Origin of the sequence: Streptomyces sp. NPDC006012, from assembly GCF_042871185.1 — a bacterium.
Taxonomy (GTDB): domain Bacteria; phylum Actinomycetota; class Actinomycetes; order Streptomycetales; family Streptomycetaceae; genus Streptomyces.
Window position 1 is genome coordinate 1 of the sequence record NZ_JBIAIE010000004.1, and the last position, 16459, is coordinate 16459.

At 73.1% G+C, this 16459-nt stretch carries 13 protein-coding genes; 7 read left to right on the plus strand and 6 right to left on the minus strand.

Going from position 1 to position 16459, the window contains the following annotated elements:
• The 3 genes from ACFYPJ_RS09475 to glgB form a co-directional block, all read left to right on the plus strand.
• Positions 1-258, plus strand: a 258-nt coding sequence (locus tag ACFYPJ_RS09475) for an alpha-glucosidase C-terminal domain-containing protein (RefSeq protein WP_389013017.1), incomplete at its 5' end; no start/stop codon positions are given.
• A 145-nt stretch (positions 259-403) separates the two neighbouring features.
• On the plus strand, positions 404-1843 hold the full coding sequence (locus ACFYPJ_RS09480; RefSeq protein ID WP_389013019.1) for a maltokinase: 1440 nt from the start codon (positions 404-406) through the stop codon (positions 1841-1843).
• Between the two features lie 136 nt (positions 1844-1979).
• Positions 1980-4244: a 1,4-alpha-glucan branching enzyme gene (gene glgB, locus ACFYPJ_RS09485; protein ID WP_389013976.1), complete on the plus strand. Its 2265-nt coding sequence runs from the start codon at positions 1980-1982 to the stop codon at positions 4242-4244.
• Here the strand turns inward: glgB and ACFYPJ_RS09490 are convergent.
• The 4 genes from ACFYPJ_RS09490 to ACFYPJ_RS09505 all read right to left on the minus strand — a co-directional run bounded on the left by ACFYPJ_RS09490 (position 4219) and on the right by ACFYPJ_RS09505 (position 9220).
• On the minus strand, positions 4219-6489 hold the full coding sequence (locus ACFYPJ_RS09490; protein ID WP_389013022.1) for a HelD family protein: 2271 nt from the start codon (positions 6487-6489) through the stop codon (positions 4219-4221). The genes glgB and ACFYPJ_RS09490 overlap by 26 nt on opposite strands.
• Before the next feature lie 140 nt (positions 6490-6629).
• Complete coding sequence (locus ACFYPJ_RS09495) at positions 6630-6962, minus strand: thioredoxin family protein (RefSeq protein ID WP_389013025.1); 333 nt, start codon at positions 6960-6962, stop codon at positions 6630-6632.
• Entirely contained in the window at positions 6959-7396 is a 438-nt protein-coding gene (locus ACFYPJ_RS09500; protein WP_389013028.1) for a MerR family transcriptional regulator, read from the minus strand. The genes ACFYPJ_RS09495 and ACFYPJ_RS09500 overlap by 4 nt, the downstream gene beginning before the upstream one ends.
• A gap of 396 nt (positions 7397-7792) precedes the next feature.
• Entirely contained in the window at positions 7793-9220 is a 1428-nt protein-coding gene (locus ACFYPJ_RS09505) for a cation:dicarboxylate symporter family transporter (protein WP_389013979.1), read from the minus strand.
• Positions 9221-9349: 129 nt separating this feature from the next.
• Between ACFYPJ_RS09505 and ACFYPJ_RS09510 the strand changes: the two genes are divergently transcribed.
• On the plus strand, positions 9350-11047 hold the full coding sequence (locus ACFYPJ_RS09510) for an ATP-binding protein (RefSeq protein WP_389013031.1): 1698 nt from the start codon (positions 9350-9352) through the stop codon (positions 11045-11047).
• Positions 11044-11730: a response regulator gene (locus ACFYPJ_RS09515; RefSeq protein ID WP_389013034.1), complete on the plus strand. Its 687-nt coding sequence runs from the start codon at positions 11044-11046 to the stop codon at positions 11728-11730. The genes ACFYPJ_RS09510 and ACFYPJ_RS09515 overlap by 4 nt, the downstream gene beginning before the upstream one ends.
• On the opposite strand, the gene ACFYPJ_RS09520 is transcribed toward ACFYPJ_RS09515, so the two are convergent.
• Both ACFYPJ_RS09520 and ACFYPJ_RS09525 read right to left on the minus strand, forming a co-directional pair.
• Positions 11717-13453 (minus strand): tetratricopeptide repeat protein, encoded by a 1737-nt coding sequence (locus ACFYPJ_RS09520; RefSeq protein WP_389013036.1) that lies wholly within the window; start codon positions 13451-13453, stop codon positions 11717-11719. The genes ACFYPJ_RS09515 and ACFYPJ_RS09520 overlap by 14 nt on opposite strands.
• Positions 13454-13501: 48 nt before the next feature.
• On the minus strand, positions 13502-14041 hold the full coding sequence (locus tag ACFYPJ_RS09525) for a hypothetical protein (protein ID WP_389013039.1): 540 nt from the start codon (positions 14039-14041) through the stop codon (positions 13502-13504).
• 33 nt (positions 14042-14074) lie between these two features.
• On the opposite strand from ACFYPJ_RS09525, the gene ACFYPJ_RS09530 reads away from it, so the two are divergent.
• Both ACFYPJ_RS09530 and ACFYPJ_RS09535 read left to right on the plus strand, forming a co-directional pair.
• Positions 14075-14944 (plus strand): 5'-methylthioadenosine/S-adenosylhomocysteine nucleosidase, encoded by an 870-nt coding sequence (locus tag ACFYPJ_RS09530; RefSeq protein WP_389013041.1) that lies wholly within the window; start codon positions 14075-14077, stop codon positions 14942-14944.
• Positions 14945-15077: 133 nt separating this feature from the next.
• A complete protein-coding gene (locus ACFYPJ_RS09535) occupies positions 15078-16445 on the plus strand; it encodes an extracellular solute-binding protein (protein ID WP_389013044.1) in 1368 nt (455 codons plus the stop codon).
• Positions 16446-16459 lie beyond the last annotated feature (14 nt).

The following is a 16459-nucleotide window of genomic DNA, read 5'->3' on the forward strand; positions in this document are numbered from 1 at the left end:
CTCCCCTCCACCAACCCCGCAGTCCTCGCCTTCCTGCGCGAACACGAGGACGACCTCGTCCTGTGCGTCCACAACTTCTCCCGCTTCGCCCAGCCCACGGAGCTGGATCTGGGCCGGTTCGGCGGGCGGCACCCGGTCGAGTTGTTCGGCGGGGTGCGCTTCCCGGCGATCGGCCGGCTGCCATATCTGCTGACGCTCGCGGGCCACGGCTTCTACTGGTTCCGGCTGCGCGCGGACGGTCCGCCGGGCGGAGCGTGAGGTGGCGTCGCGGCGCCCGGCGCCGAGCGGGCACCGCGCCCCTTCGAGGCGGTTTCCGCCGCCTCGCCCGGGGCACGCATCATTAACACCCCACCGGTTCGGGCGCCCCCGAGGCGACCACTCACTGGGGAAAGGACGTCACGTCATGGCGGAAACGGTCAGCACGTCCGGCCCGACAAGTCCCGCTCAGCTGCTCGCGTCCCTCGATCCGCTGCTGCGCGAGTGGCTGCCCGGACAGCGCTGGTTCGCGGGGAAGGGACGTCCGGTCACCGGGTTCTCGCCGGTGGCGGTCACCGAACTGCTGCCGCTCGCCCAGCTCCCGGCCCCGCCCGGCCAAGGCGACGCCCCCGCCGCCCGGCTCGGCCTGTACCACCTGCTGCTCCACGTCCACCAGCCGCCGGTACCGGGCGCCGCACCGCATCCCGGCGACTGCTACCAACTCCTCGTCGGCGCGCGCGAGGCACTGCCGCCCCGGCTGGCGCCCGCGCTGATCGGACACGTGGAACACGGCCCGCTCACCGGGCACACGGTGTACGACGCCCTGTACGACCCCCGGCCCGCCGAGCTGCTGCTCAAGGCGCTGCGCACCCGGGCCCGGGTCGGCGGCCTGCGCTTCGAGCGGGATCCGGACCAGGAGATACGCGACGGGCTGGCGGCCCGACTCCTGACCGTCGAGCAGTCCAACTCGTCGGTCGTCTACGGAGACACGTTCATCCTGAAGCTGTTGCGCCGGGTCGTGCCCGGCGTCAACCCCGATCTGGAGATACCGCTGGCCCTGGCCGGTGAGGGCTGCGCCCGGGTGCCCGCGCCGACCGCCTGGCTGCGGGCAAAGGCCGCGGGAGGGGCCGGCGAGTCCTACGTCCTGGCCGTGCTCCAGCCCTTCCTGCGGGGTGCCGCGGACGGCTGGGAGCTGGCGCTGCGCGCACTGGCCAAGGGCGAGGGCTTCGGGGCGCAGGCCCGGGAGCTGGGCCGGGCCACCGCCGACGTGCACCTCGCCCTCGCGCACGCGCTGCCCACGGCCACCCTGGGGCACAGCGGGCTGGAACCGCTGGTCGGCGGCATGGTCCGGCGGCTCGCGGCGGCGGTCCACGCGGTGCCCGCCCTGCGCCCCCACGAACCCGGGCTGCGGTCCGCCTACACCGCGCTGGCCGATCTGGCCGCCGAGGGACGTACCTGGACCGCCCAGCGCGTCCACGGCGATCTGCACCTCGGGCAGTGCCTGCGCGCACCGGACGGGCAGTGGTCGCTGATCGACTTCGAGGGCGAGCCCGCCCGGCCGCTGGCCGAGCGGCGCATGCCGCAGCCCGCGCTGCAGGACGTCGCGGGGATGCTGCGGTCCTTCGACTACGCGGCGCACTCGGCGGGCCCGCCGCACCCGGGCTGGGCCGCGACCTGCCGGGCGGCGTACTGCACCGGGTACGCCGAGGTCGCCGGGCGGGACCCGCGGGCCGACCCCGTACTGCTGCGGGCGTTCGAGACCGACAAGGCGGTCTACGAGGTCCTCTACGAGGCCCGCCACCGGCCCGACTGGCTGCCGGTTCCGCTGTCGGCGGTCCACCGCCTCGCCTCACCCGACCAGCCCTGACCCGCCCCGCGCCGAGGAGGCACCACCCGTGACCGACCGCCCCCCGTCCAGCGCTCCGGGCTCGCCGCCCCCGGAAGACCGGCGGCCCACGGCCGAACGGCCCGCCACGGTCGGCACGGCGACCGTCAGACCGGCGGTGAAGCAGCCCACCGCCGCAAGGGCCGCCGGACGGCCGGGCACCGCCGGCGCCGGGAGCGCCGTGTCCTGCGCCGTCGGCGGCGGCGACCGCGAGCGGCTGCTGAGCGGGACCCATCACGATCCGCACTCCGTGCTCGGGGCGCACCCGCTGGCCGGTGGGGTGGCCGTGCGGGTCCTCAGGCCGTACGCCCGGTCGGTCACCGTCGTCACCGACGGTCTGCGGGCCGGCCTGCACGACGACGGCGAAGGCTTCTTCTCGCTCCTGCTGCCCCTGCGTGAGGTCCCGGCGTACCACCTGGAGGTGAGGTACGAGGACGCCGCCGCCGTCCACCGGACCGAGGACGCCTACCGTTTCCTGCCCGTGCTCGGCGCCCTGGACCTGCATCTGATCCAGGAGGGCCGGCACGAGCAGCTGTGGCGGGCGCTGGGCGCCGAGCCGATGACGCACCAGGGCGTGCGCGGCACCCGCTTCGCGGTGTGGGCGCCGAACGCCCGGGGGGTACGGGTGGCCGGCGGATTCAATTTCTGGGACGGCACCGGGTACCCGATGCGCTCGCTCGGCTCCTCGGGCGTCTGGGAACTGTTCGTGCCCGGCGTCGGCGCGGGCGAACTGTACAAGTTCGAGATCACCCGCCCGGACGGCTCCCGGACCCTGCGCGCCGACCCGCTGGCCCGGCGTACCGAGGTCCCGCCCGCCACCGCCTCGATCGTGGACGCGTCGCACCATGTGTGGGGCGACGACGACTGGCTGGCGCACCGTACGGACGTCCCGGTGCACGAGGCGCCCCTGTCCGTGTACGAGGTCCACCTGCCTTCTTGGCGCCCGGGACTGACGTACCGTCAACTCGCCGACCAGTTACCCGCGTACTGCACCGACCTGGGCTTCACCCATGTGGAGCTGATGCCGGTCGCCGAGCATCCCTTCGGCGGTTCCTGGGGCTACCAGGTCACCGGCTTCTACGCGCCCACGTCCCGGCTGGGGACCCCGGACGACTTCAAGTACCTGGTGGACGCGCTGCACCGGGCAGGCATCGGCGTGATCATGGACTGGGTGCCCGCCCACTTCCCGCGCGACGACTGGGCGCTGGCCGAGTTCGACGGCCGCCCGCTGTACGAGCACGCGGATCCGCGGCGGGCCGCGCACCCCGACTGGGGCACCCTGGAGTTCGACTTCGGCCGCCGCGAGGTGCGCAACTTCCTCGTCGCCAACGCGGTGTTCTGGTGCGAGGAGTTCCACATCGACGGCCTGCGCGTCGACGCCGTGGCCTCCATGCTCTACCTCGACTACTCGCGCGGGCCGGGCCAGTGGGTGCCCAACGAGCACGGCGGCCGGGAGGACCTGGACGCGGTGGCGTTCCTCCAGGAGATGAACGCGACCGTCTACCGGCGCTGTCCCGGCGTCATGACCATCGCCGAGGAGTCGACGGCCTGGGACGGCGTGACCCGGCCCACCCATCACAGGGGGCCGAGCGGGTTCGGCGGTCTCGGGTTCGGGCTGAAGTGGAACATGGGCTGGATGCACGACTCGCTGGAGTACATCCGGCACGAGCCGGTGCACCGCACGTACCACCACCACGAGCTGACGTTCTCGATGGTGTACGCCCACAGCGAGAACTACGTCCTGCCCATCTCCCACGACGAGGTCGTGCACGGCAAGCGCTCACTGGTGTCGAAGATGCCCGGCGACTGGTGGCAGCGGCGCGCGGGCCACCGCGCCTACCTGGCCTACATGTGGGCCCACCCGGGCAAGCAACTCCTTTTCATGGGCCAGGAGTTCGCCCAGGGCGCCGAATGGTCCGAGGCCCACGGCCCCGACTGGTGGCTGCTCGACCCGGCCTACGGCGCCGAGCCCGACCACCGCGGCGTCCGCGACCTGGTCCGCGCCCTCAACACCGGCTACCGCGCCACCCCCGCCCTGTGGCAGCGCGACACCGACCCGGCCGGCTTCCAGTGGATCATCGGCGACACCCCGCAGGGCGCCGCCGACAACGTCCTCGCGTTCCTGCGGCTCGACGCGGAGGGGACGCCCCTGCTCGCGGTGTCCCACTTCTCCCCGGCCGTCCGCCACGACTACCGGCTCGGCGTGCCCGACGACGTCCCCGCCTGGCGGGAGATCCTCAACACGGACGCGGCCCGCTACGGCGGCAGCGGCGTCGGCCACCCGCAACCGCTCACACCCGAGCCACCCGGCCGGCACGGGCGCCCCGCGAGCATCCGGCTGACCCTGCCGCCGCTGGCTACGGTGTGGCTGGGGCCTGTCTGAGCCCCTCCGGCAGCGCCCCCGTGTACAGCACCCCCAGCCGCTGGGTGGCCCGGGTCAGGGCGACGTACAGGTCGCTGGTGCCGTACCGGGCCGGCTCCACCACCAGTACCGAGTCGAACTCCAGGCCCTTGGCCTGGCGCGGGTCCAGCAGGACGACCGTCCGGGTCAGGTCGGGTTCGGCCCCGGCCGTGACCCCGTCGAGCCGGGCGGCGAGCGTCCGGTGCAGGTCGCGGGGTGCGATCACCGCGAGCCGGCCCTCGGCGGGGGTCAGTTCGGCGACCGCCTTCCCGACGGCGCCCGGCAGGTCGTCGGGGACCTGCCGTACCCAGGGCCGTACGCCGGTCGAGCGGACCGAGCGGGGCGGTTCGAAGCCGGGGTGCTCGGCGCGGACCACGGCCGCGGCCAGGTCCATGATCTCGGTCGGGGTGCGGTAGTTGACGCCCAGGCGGGTGTGCGTCCAGCGGTCCGCGACGTACGGCGTAAGGATGTCGGACCAGGAGCCCACGCCCGCCGCCTCCGCCGTCTGGACCGGGTCGCCGACCAGGGTCATCGAACGGGTCGGGCTGCGCCGCATCAGCAGCCGCCAGGCCATCGGCGACAACTCCTGCGCCTCGTCGACGATGATGTGGCCGAACGCCCAGGTCCGGTCGGCCGCGGCCCGCTCGGCGGCGCTGCGGTGGTCGGCCTCCTCCTGCCGTTCGGCGAACCGCTCGGCGTCGATGATGTCGTGCGCGGACAGCACCTCGGAGCCCTCCGGATCGCCGTCCTCCTTGTCGTCGAACTCGAAGGTGCGGGAGGCGTAGGAGACGTCGAGGACGCCCTGTGCGTAGGCGACCTGCTCCTCCCGCTCCTGCTCGGCCCGGGCCCGCAGTTCGCGGTCGTCCACGCCGAGCAGTTCGGCCGCCTCGTCCAGCAGCGGTACGTCCGCCACGGTCCACGCCCGGGTCACCGGACGGCGGATCGCGGCGGCGTCCTCGTCGCTCAGGTACCCCTCGGGGTGGGCGAGGAAGCCGGCGAGCAGCCGCCGCGGGGCCAGCCGGGGCCACAACTGGTCGATGGCCGACCAGACCTCGGGGTTCTCGGCCAGCTCGTCACGGATCTGGGTGATGTCGCCGGGGTCGAGCAGGTTCGTACCGTCGAACGGGTCCGTGCCGATGCGTTCGGCGACCATGTCGGTGAGCGCGTTGAGGATGTGGCCCTCGAAGTGCTCGCGGGCCACGTTGTGCGGCAGCCCGGCGGCCCGGGTGCGTTCGCGGGCGACGTTCACCAGGCCGTCGTCGAGCATCAGGATCTCGCGGTCGTGCTCGATCGCGATCACCGGGTCGGGCAGCGCCTGCCGGTCGCGTACCGCGGCGGCGAGCGCGTCGGCCATCTCGGCGCGGCCCTTGACCGCCGCCGCCTGCGGGGTGTCCTGCGCGGTCGCCCGCACCCCGGGGAACAGTTCGCCGACCGTGGCCAGCAGCACCCCGGTCTCGCCGAGGGAGGGCAGCACCTCGCCGATGTAGCCGAGGAAGGCGGGGTTCGGGCCGACGATCAGGACCGCCCGGCGGGCCAGCAGTTCGCGGTACTCGTACAGCAGGTACGCCGCCCGGTGCAGCGCGACCGCGGTCTTGCCGGTGCCTGGGCCGCCCTCGACCACCAGCACCCCGCGGTACGGCGCCCGGATGATCTCGTCCTGCTCGGCCTGGATGGTCTGCACGATGTCGCCCATGCGGCCGGTGCGCGCGGAGTTGAGCGCCGCCAGCAGCACGGTGTCCCCGGCCGGGTCCTCGTGGCCGGTGCGGGTGGCGTCGCCGAGGTCGAGGATCTCGTCGTGCAGGGAGGTGACCCGGCGGCCGTCGGTGGTGATGTGCCGGCGCCGGCCGAGGCCCATCGGGGTGTGGCCGGTGGCCAGGTAGAAGGGGCGGGCGACGTCGGCACGCCAGTCGATGAGGACCGGCGTGCGCTCGGCGTCGTCGGTGCGCAGTCCGATGCGGCCGATGTGGTGGCTGGTGCCCGAGGCGAGGTCGATGCGGCCGAAGCAGAGCGAGCCGTCCACGGCGTTCAGCGCGGCGAGCAGCCCGGACCGCTCGGCGACCAGGATGTCCCGCTCCAGGCGGGCCTGCATGGGCTTGTCGCCCTGCGCGAGGGCGTCCACGACGGAGGTCTCGGTGTCGCCGCGCAGTGCGTCCACGCGCGCGTACAGTTCGTCGATGAATTCCTGCTCGCGACGCAATTCGTCGTCCGGAAATTCGCTGTTTGACAATTCCACTCCCGGCCGGATATACTGTGCTCAGTGAACTTCTCCGCGACCAAATTTCATGAAGTCGCGAACCACTGAATATACGCAAAGAAATCCCCCGAGCGCAATTGCTCGGGGGATTTCTTTCGTCGGGCCGCGCCGGTCTACAGCACCTCGGACAGCTCCTCCAGGAGCCTGCGCCGGGGGCGTGCCCCGACCATCGCCCGCACCGGCTCACCCGCCCGGAACACCATGAACGTCGGCATCGCCTGCACCTGGTGGGCGAGGGTGGTCGCCGGATTGGCGTCCACGTTCAGCTGCACCACCTTCAGCCGGCCGCTCGTCTCGGCGGCGAGCGCGGCAAGCACCGGCGCCATCTGCCGGCACGGCGGACACCAGTCGGCGGTGAACTCCACCAATACCGGCAGTTCGGATTCGAGCACCTCCGCCGTGAAATCAGCGTCCGTCACCTCGGCCACGCCGGCCGCCCTGCTCATCGTTCCCATCGTCGGTGCACTCCCAGTTCGCACTCGGGTTCCGGGCCACCCGGAACCAGCGCCCCGGCGGCCAGCGCCTCCGCGGACCGCTCCGCCTGCCGCAGTTGCCCGGCGACTTGCTCCCGCACCGTGTGCAACTGGCCGATGAGCGCGTCCAGCTCGTCCAGCTTGCGCCGGTAGACGGCGAGTGAGGCGGGGCACGAGTCGCCCGCCGGGTGCCCGGCCCGCAGGCACTCCACGAACGGCCGGGTCTCCTCCAGGTCGAACCCGAAGTCCTGCAACGTCCGGATCTGCCGGAGCAGCCGGAGGTCCCGCTCGTCGTAGGTGCGGTGCCCGTTGCCGTCGCGGCGCGCGGGCAGCAGCCCCCGTGCCTCGTAGTACCGCAGCGTCCGCGTGGTGGTGTCGGCCCGTGCGGCCAGCTCGCCGATGCGCATGTCCTCGACGGTAGGTCTTGACGTCGGGGTCAAGGCAACTGGCCGGCCCGCCGGAATTCCGGCGGGCCGGGGAGACAGGGGGACCCGTCGGCGGGGAACAGCGGACCGGACGGCCGGAACGGGGGAGGTCCGGCCGCCCGGGGACGGTGGCCGGACGCCCGGCCCGGGTTCAGGCCGGGCCGGGCGTCCGGAGCGGAGGGCACGGGCGGGGCCCGGTACGGAAGGTGGCGGGGCGCAGGTCGGCTACGGAAGGCGGCGGGGCGCAGGGCCCGTGGGCCAAGCGGAGGCCGGGGGCGAAGGACCGGGCACGAGCCCCGCGGACCAGGTGCGGCCCCCGCCCGGCAGACCGGACGCGGCCCCCGTGCGCGGGGCGCGGCGCCCGGCCCGCCGCGGCTGCTACGCCTTGACCAGCTCCTTGTCGCCGCCGCCGTTGCCCGGCTGTTCCGGGAGCTCGCCGAGCGCCGCCGCCTCGGCCTCGTTCAGCAGGGTCTTCTCGTCGAACGGCAGCTCGCCGGCGAGCACCCGGCGGACGCGGTCCTGGTCGATCTCCTTCGTCCAGGTGCCGATCAGAACCGTGGCGACGGCGTTGCCCGCGAAGTTCGTCAGGGCGCGGGCCTCGCTCATGAACCGGTCGATGCCGACGATCAGGCCAACGCCGTCGACCAGCGCGGGCTTGTGCGACTGCAGACCGCCGGCCAGCGTGGCGAGACCGGCACCGGTGACGCCCGCGGCGCCCTTGGAGGCGACCAGCAGGAACAGCAGCAGCGGGATCTGCTCGCCCACCGACATCGGGGTGCCCAGGGCGTCGGCGATGTACAGCGACGCCATGGTCATGTAGATCATCGTGCCGTCGAGGTTGAATGAGTAACCGGTCGGGACGGTGATGCCGACCACCGGCTTGCTGATGCCCAGGTGCTCCATCTTCGCGATGAGGCGCGGCAGCGCGGACTCGGAGGAGGAGGTGGACAGGATCAGCAGGAACTCCCGGGCCAGGTACTTCAGCAGCGTGAAGACGTTCAGCCCGGCGACCACCCGCAGCAGCGCGCCGAGCACCACGAAGACGAACAGGACGCAGGTGACGTAGAAGCCGAGCATCAGCACCGCGAGACTCTTCAGCGCGTCCACGCCGGACGAGCCGACCACCGCGGCGATGGCGCCGAAGGCGCCGATGGGCGCCGCCCACATCACCATGGCGAGGATGCGGAAGACGAGCCGCTGGATGTGTTCGACGCCGCGCAGCACCGGCTGGCCGAGCGGGCCCATCGCCTGCAGCGCGAACCCGGTGAGCAGCGCGATCAGCAGCGTCTGGAGCACCTGGCCCTCGGTGAAGGCGGAGACGAACGTGGTCGGAATGATCGACAGCACGAACTCCACCGGCGGCAGCGCTTCGCTGGACACCTGGTCGTGCCCGGTCGCCCTGACCGCTTCGGTCAGGTGCATCCCGTCGCCCGGGTGCAGCACGTTGCCGACGACGAGGCCGATGCCGAGCGCGACCAGCGACATCACGAGGAAGTAGCCGATCGCGATACCGCCGACCGCGCCGACCTTGGCGGCCTTGCGGACCGAGCCGATGCCCAGCACGATCGTGCAGAAGATGACCGGCGAGATCATCATCTTGATCAGGTTCACGAAGCCCGTGCCGACCGGCTTCAGTTCGACCCCGAAGTCGGGCCAGATGAGCCCCACCGCGATGCCGAGCGCCACCGCGATGATCACGGCGATGTACAGATAATGGGTGCGGTCCCGCTTCACGGCGGGTGCGGCAGGTGCCGTTTCGGGTGCGCTGGCGGCCACGGCTGCCCTCCTTGACGTCTTCGTCGGCATCACCGGCGTGCGGCTCACGTCCGGGGGATACGGGGGATACGAGGAATGCGGTGACTATCTCCCGGCCTGTGAGGCCGGTCACCCTTGCGTTCATTTAGTTCGCGCCGGCCGGGGAGGCACACTGACGCCATGCGTGTCCCCGCTCTGCCCCGTCCCCGCAGCCTGGCCGGCCAGCTGTTCGCCATGCAGGCCGTGCTGATCGCGGTCGTGGTCGCCGGGTACGCGCTGTTCACCTACCTCAACGACCGGGACCAGGCCGAGGACGCGGCGGTCCGGCAGGCCACAGCGGTGGCCCGCTCGATCGCGGACGCGCCCTCGGTACGGGAGGCGATGGGCACGGCGGATCCCACGGCCCTGCTCCAGCCGTACGCGCTCCAGGTCCAGCGGGACACCGGGGTCGACTTCGTGACGATCATGAATCCGAAGGGCATCCGCTGGACCCACCCGGACACCTCGCAGATCGGCGGGAAGTTCCTCGGACACATCGGCCCCGCCCTGGCGGGCCGCTCCTTCACCGAGACGTACACGGGCACGCTCGGCCCGTCCGTGCGGGCCGTCACGCCCGTCCGGGACGGCGAGCGGGTCGTCGGCCTGGTGAGCGCCGGAATCCGGGTCGAGGCGATCAGCCGGCGGGTGCAGGACCAGCTCACGGCCATGGCCGGCGTGGCGGGCTGTGCCCTGGCGCTCGGCGGCGCGGGCACGTACGTGATCAACGCCCGGCTGCGCCGGCACACCCACGGCATGAACGCGACCGAACTGAGCCACATGCACGACTACCACCAGGCCGCGCTGCACGCGGTGCGCGAGGGGCTGCTGATGCTGGACGGCCAGTTCCGGGTGGCCCTCATCAACGACGGCGGGCGGGAGTTGCTGGGCGTCGGCCCCGAGGAAGGGGTGGTGGGCCGGTCGGTGGCCGGTCTCAGGCTGCCCGCGCCGCTCACCGGGGCGCTGCTCGCCTCCGAGCCGCGCGTCGACGAGGTGCATCTGACCGCGGACCGGGTGCTGGTCGTCAACACCTCGCCGGTGTCCTCGGGCGAGCGCCGCGGCACCGTCGTCACCCTCCGGGACGTCACCCAGCTCCAGTCGCTCATGGGCGAGCTGGATTCCGAGCGGGGCTTCACCCAGGCGCTGCGCTCGCAGGCGCACGAGGCGGCGAACCGGCTGCACACGGTGGTCTCCCTGATCGAGCTGGGCCGCGCCGACGAGGCGGTGGAGTTCGCGACGGCCGAGCTGGAACTGGCCCAGGCGCTCACCGACCAGGTGGTGGCCGCGGTCGGCGAACCGGTGCTGGCGGCCCTGCTGCTGGGCAAGACGGCGCAGGCCAACGAGCGGGGCGTGGAACTGGTGGTGGCCCCGGAGAGCCGGCTGGACGACGGCCTGCTCCCGGAGCGTCTGCCGGCCCGCGACCTGGTGACCATCCTCGGCAATCTGATCGACAACGCGGTGGACGCGGCCCAGGGCAGCGTGGGTGCCCGGGTGACGGTCACGGCGTACACGGCGTGCGCGCGGGAGGCGGGCGGCGCCGAACTGGTGCTGCGGGTCTCCGACTCGGGCAGCGGGGTGGATCCCGACCACGCCGAGCTGGTATTCCAACGGGGATTCAGCACCAAGCCGGCCGGGCCGCAGGGCCGCGGGCTCGGCCTGGCCCTGGTGCGGCAGGCGGTCACCCGGCAGGAGGGCACGTTGACGGTGACGGAGAACGTCGAGGGCGGTGCGGACGGTGAGGGCGGTGCGGTGTTCGAGGTACGGCTGCCGCTCGGGACAGCGACGGCGACGGCGACGAGCGGGAACCCCCCGGTAAGCGCCCCAGGGAGAGGTCACGCATGACGGCGCACCAGCCCATCCGGGTCCTCGTGGTGGAGGACGACCCGGTCGCCGCGGACGCGCATGTGCTGTACGTGGGCCGGGTGCCGGGGTTCACCGCCGTCGGCAAGGCGCACACCGGGGCGGAGGCCCGGCGGGTGCTGGAGCGCACCCCGGTGGATCTGCTGCTGCTCGATCTGCACCTGCCGGACGTGCACGGCCTGCAGTTCGCCCGTGCGCTGCGCGCGGCCGGACACCACGCCGACGTGATAGCGGTGACCTCGGCCCGGGATCTGACCGTGGTGCGCGAGGGGGTGTCGCTGGGGGTGGTGCAGTACGTGCTGAAGCCGTTCACCTTCGCGACCCTGCGCGACCGGCTGCTGCGCTACGCCGAGTTCCAGGCGGCGGCCGGCGAGGCCAGCGGGCAGGACGAGGTGGACCGGGCGCTGGCGGTCCTGCGGGCACCGGGGCCGACCGCGCTGCCCAAGGGGCTGAGCGCACCCACCCTTCAGCGGGTCACGGCGGCCCTGCGGGAGCACGCCGACGGTCTGACCGCGACCGGTGTCGCCGAGGCGGCCGGCATCTCCCGCATCACCGCCCGCCGCTACCTGGAGCACCTGGTCGACACCGGCCGGGCCGCCCGCAGCCCGCAGTACGGCACGGTGGGCCGCCCGGAGTTGCAGTACCGGTGGGTCACGGGGCAGTGAGGCGGGCCGCCCGGCGGGCGAGGGCGGCGTGCCCGGTGGAGCCCGCCCGCTCGTAGTCCTCGGCGGCGCGCAGCCAGTGCGCCCGCGCCCGCACCGGGTCGCCCGCGGTCTCGTGGACGAGGGCGAGGGCGTAGCGGGTCTGGCCCGCCTCGTGCCAGTCCTGGAACCGCTCGCAGATCTCCAGGCCGCTCAGGCAGGCGGCGACGGCCTCCTCGGTCCTGCCCGCCGCGTTGAGCGCGACGGCGTAGTTGTGCCAGGCCCGGCCCTCGCGCGGGCAGTCGCCCAACTCCTGGTAGAGGTCCAGCGCACGGCGGAGCGCGTCGAGGGCCTCCGGTGTCCGGGCGGCCTTGCGGAGCGCCGGCGCCAGGTTGTTCCAGGCACCGGCCTCGCTGTACCGGTCGCCCGCCTGCCGCAACAGCTTCAGAGCGCACTGAAAGGCGGCTACGGCCTCATCGGGCCGGCCGGTGGCTTCGAGCACGGCGGCCGGGTTGGAGACGGCCATGCCCTTGCCGCCCGCGTGCCGCAGCTCGTGGTACAGGGCGACGGCCCGCCGGGCCGCCTCGAACGCCTCCCGCAGCCGGCCGCTCCCCCGCAGCATGACGCCCAACTGGTTCCAGGCGTCCGCCTCCCGGCGCCGGTCACCCGCGCGGTGCGCGGCGGCCCGGGCTGCCCGGAACACGCTTGCCCCGTCGTCGAAGTACCGCCTGAACCCGAGGTAGGCGCCGAGCACGGCGGCCAGTTCCACGGCGTCGGACGCGAGGTGCGGTTCGGCGGCCCACCCGGTCGCGGCCACCAGAGCGGTGCGTTCCTCGTCCAGCCAGGCCAATGCCTCGGTACGGTCCCGGAAGGGCGTGGCCGCCGGTTCCCCGGCCCCGTACCGCACGTGCGAGTCCGCCGCCCGGGCCCGCCGGAGGCAGAAGGCCAGCACCCTCGCCCGGCCGTCGGCACGTTCCGCGGCGGTGGCTTCCCCGGACGCGTACTCCCGGACCAGGTCGTGCAGCCGATGGCGTCCGCGGCGGCTCCCCCGTTCCACCAGGTGGGCGCGTTCCACGGCGGACAGCAGGCCCGGCGTGCCATCACCGGCACCGAGGGCGGCGGTGACGGCGTCGAGGTCCGACTCCTCGCCGGGCATGAGGGCGAGCAGGCGCAGCAGCCGTGCCTGCGCCGCGGGCAACCGCCGGTAGGAGAGGCCGAACGCGGCCCGCACGCTGCGCTCCCCGTCGTCCAGCAGGTCGATCCGGCTGCGGCAGTCGGCCAGTTCGGCGGCGAGTTCGTGAACGGGGCGCCCCGGCTCCCCGGACAGCAGGGCCAGGTCCGCCGTGGTCGGCGTGTGGTCGTAGCCGTGCAGGTCGACGAAGAGGGTGCCGCCGGGAAACCCGCCCCGCTCGCACGCCTGGTGCGCCGCCCGCAGCGCCAGCGCGGTCTTGCCGATGCCGCCGAGACCGGAGAGGACGATGACGGGCCCGGAGGCCGCATCGGGCCCCGGGGCCGCATCGGGCCCGGAGGCCGCATCGCCGGTGGCGGCGCGGGGCGAGGGGCCGAGGGCCGCCAGCAGGGCGCGCAGTTCGGGCTCACGGCCGGTGAAGCCGGGCGGCCCGGCGGGCAGGGAGTCGAGTGCGGTGGGGGCGGGTCCGTGCTGGTGCACCGTCTCGACCTTGCCGATGACCGGGCCGTGGAAGTCCGAACGGCCGAGGTCGATGTGGTCCCCGTACTCACCGCGCATCGTGCCCCCGCCCCTCGTCGGTCAGCGGACCACACCGTACGCCCCGCGTCACCCGGATCCGAGGTATCCCGCGTACGACAGGACCTGCCAGCCGAGTCCGAGCACCGCCAGGGCCTCCACGACCGACATCGCGAGCAGGCCGCCGCCAGTGGCTGCGGCGGCCCAGTAGACCGTGAGCCCGGCCAGCGGTACGAGGCAGAAGGCGAGCAGGTCGACGAGGCACTGGAGGGCCTTGCGGGTGCCGCGGCGGGCGTCGGTGCGGTGGGCCGACTCCCAGGCGAACGCCTCGTCGGTGTCCGCGAGCCGGGCGAGCCTGGGGCCGAGGTCCTCGCGGACGTAGGCGCCGATCGCGGAGATCTTCTGGTCGTTGACCAGGTAGGTCCAGCCGAGGACCACGCACACCGGCGGCAGCGCGAGCAGCATGGCGGGCCGCCCGGCCTGGGCCGCCGCGGCGACGACGGCGGCCACCACGGTGAGGGTGACGTACAGCAGGTTGTCCCGGAAGCCGATCCGGGTCTTCTGCTCGTCCTTGACGGTCTGGTACTCGGCGAGCAGCAACTGGCCCACGCTGACGTCTCGTTCCGGCACCGGCGCCCCTTCCCCCGGCAGTACCTTGACAGTGTGCCGCAGACCCCGCCCACCGCTCTCGTCCTGACCGCGCTCGCGCTGGAGTACGCGGCGGTGCGCGTCCATGTGGCCGGGCGCCGGGAACGGGTCCACGCGGGCGGCACCCGGGTCGAGGTGGGGCAGCTGCCCGGGAGTTCCTGGCAGGTGGCCGTGGCCGAGCTGGGCGAGGGCGCCAGGACGGCCGCCGCGCTCACCGCCCCGCTCATCGACTGGCTGCGCCCGCGGGCCGTCCTGTTCGTCGGCGTGGCGGGCGCCCTGAAGGACGACATCGCCCTCGGTGACGTGGTGGTGGGCACCAAGGTGTACGCCGTCCACGGCGGCAAGCAGACGCCCGAGGGCCTGCTGGTCCGGCCGGAGTCCTGGTTCGGCTCCAACGCGCTGGTGCAGGCGGCCCGTTCGGCGGTGCGGGACATGCCCGGCGTCCGCGCCCACTTCAAGCCGGTCGCCACCGGTGACGTGGTCCTGGGCGACGCCGCGTCCGGCCTCACCCGGCGGCTGCACGCGCACTACAACGACGCGGCGGCGATCGAGACGGAGGGGGCGGGGGCGGTCCACGCGGCCCATCTGAGCGGGCAGGTCGACGCGTTGGTCATCCGCGGCATCAGCGACCGCGCCGACGGGGACAAGCAGCGGGCCGACGCCGCGGGCTCCCAGCAGCGGGCGGCCGGGCAGGCGGCGGCCGTCGCGGTGGCGGTGCTGCGCCGGCACGCGCCGGACGACGGCGGCGGCACCGCTCACCCCTCGGATGACTCGGGGGGATCCTACGGCGGCGACCACATCGACTTCCGGGGCGCGACCTTCCACGGACCCGTCATCGGCAAAACGGTCGGCCCCGGCCACCGGGACGACAGACACCGTCGCTGACCGCACAGCGCACGGCGCCGCGACGATCTCGGTGAGCAATCCACCGCACATGCATTGACCTGGCTGGACCATTCCTCCTACCTTCACGGAACCACCAGGCCACAACGCCGTGCGCCCGTAGGAGGTCCTGCCCGTGCGTCCCACCGCTGCCCTCACCGCCCTCCTCTCCGCCGCCCTCGCCGCCACCGCGCTCACCGCGTGCGGCGGCGGATCCGGCAGCAGTCCGGACACCGTGAAGATCAGCTTCAAGCAGTCGACGGACAACTCCGTCAAGGTGATGGACACCTACCTCACCGGCATCAAGAAGCAGTTCGAGAAGCAGTATCCGGGCAAGAAGGTCGAGTTCGTGCCGATCAAGGCCGCGGACTCGGAGTACTACACCAAGCTCCAGCAGATGCTCCGCTCCCCCAAGACCGCGCCCGACCTGGTCTACGAGGACACCTTCCTCATCAACTCCGACATCACCAGCGGGTACTTGAAGCCCCTCGACCCCTACCTCGCCAAGTGGCCGGACTGGAACCAGTTCATCGACACCGCCAAGTCCGCGGCCCGGGGCGAGGACGGCAAGACGTACGGCGTCCCGGACGGCACCGACACCCGGGGACTCTGGTACGACAAGCAGGTGTTCGCGAAGGCCGGACTCCCGGCCGACTGGCAGCCGAAGACCTGGGACGACGTGCTGGCCGCCGCCCGCGCCGTCAAGGCGAAGGTGCCGGGCGTCATCCCGCTCAACGTGTACACGGGCAAGCCGGTCGGCGAGGCCGCCACGATGCAGGGCTTCGAGATGCTGCTGTACGGCACCGGCGACGGCTCCACGGATCCGCTGTACGACACCGCGTCCAAGAAGTGGATCACCGCGGGGCAGGGCTTCAAGGACGCGCTGTCGTTCGTCGAGACCGTCTACAAGGAGAAGCTCGGCCCGGACGTGCCGGATGCCCTCGACCCCAACATCATGACCCGGGTCCGCGGTGAACTCCTGCCCAAGGGCAAGCTCGGCATCGCCCTCGACGGCTCGTGGCTGCCGCAGGACTGGCTGCCGGGCAGCGGCCACGAGTGGCCCGAGTGGTCGAAGCGGCTCGGTCTGGCCGCCATGCCCACGCAAGCCGGCCAGGCCCCGGGCAAGGTGAGCATGTCGGGCGGCTGGACCTGGGCGATCCCCGCCAAGTCGGGCAACCCCGACCTGGCCTTCGACTTCGTCAAGGTGATGCAGACGAAGGCGAACGCGCAGAAGTGGTACATCGCCAACTCCGGCATCGCCGTCCGCAAGGACGTGGCGGCCGACCCCGCGTACGTGTCGGCGCAGCCCGGCATCAAGTTCTTCACCGACCTCGTGTCCAGCACGCACTACCGGCCCGCCTATCCGGCGTACCCGAAGGTCTCCACCGCCGTCCAGGAGGCGATGGAGAGCGTGACGACGGGCGACGCGTCGGTCGACGAGGCGGCGAGCGCGTACGACGACGCGCTGAAGGCCGCGACCGACAACCAGGTCACCGAGAAGTGACCGGCGGCTAACGG

What these genes read in the sequence shown, in the direction of transcription:
- ACFYPJ_RS09505 (WP_389013979.1), bottom strand. Translation starts at nt 9,220, where the DNA reads ATGCCGACGAAGACGTCAAGGAGGGCAGCCGTGGCCGCCAGCGCACCC.
- ACFYPJ_RS09495 (WP_389013025.1), bottom strand. Translation starts at nt 6,962, where the DNA reads ATGAGCAGGGCGGCCGGCGTGGCCGAGGTGACGGACGCTGATTTCACG.
- ACFYPJ_RS09500 (WP_389013028.1), bottom strand. Translation starts at nt 7,396, where the DNA reads ATGCGCATCGGCGAGCTGGCCGCACGGGCCGACACCACCACGCGGACG.
- ACFYPJ_RS09520 (WP_389013036.1), bottom strand. Translation starts at nt 13,453, where the DNA reads ATGCGCGGTGAGTACGGGGACCACATCGACCTCGGCCGTTCGGACTTC.
- ACFYPJ_RS09515 (WP_389013034.1), top strand. Translation starts at nt 11,044, where the DNA reads ATGACGGCGCACCAGCCCATCCGGGTCCTCGTGGTGGAGGACGACCCG.
- ACFYPJ_RS09480 (WP_389013019.1), top strand. Translation starts at nt 404, where the DNA reads ATGGCGGAAACGGTCAGCACGTCCGGCCCGACAAGTCCCGCTCAGCTG.
- ACFYPJ_RS09510 (WP_389013031.1), top strand. Translation starts at nt 9,350, where the DNA reads ATGCGTGTCCCCGCTCTGCCCCGTCCCCGCAGCCTGGCCGGCCAGCTG.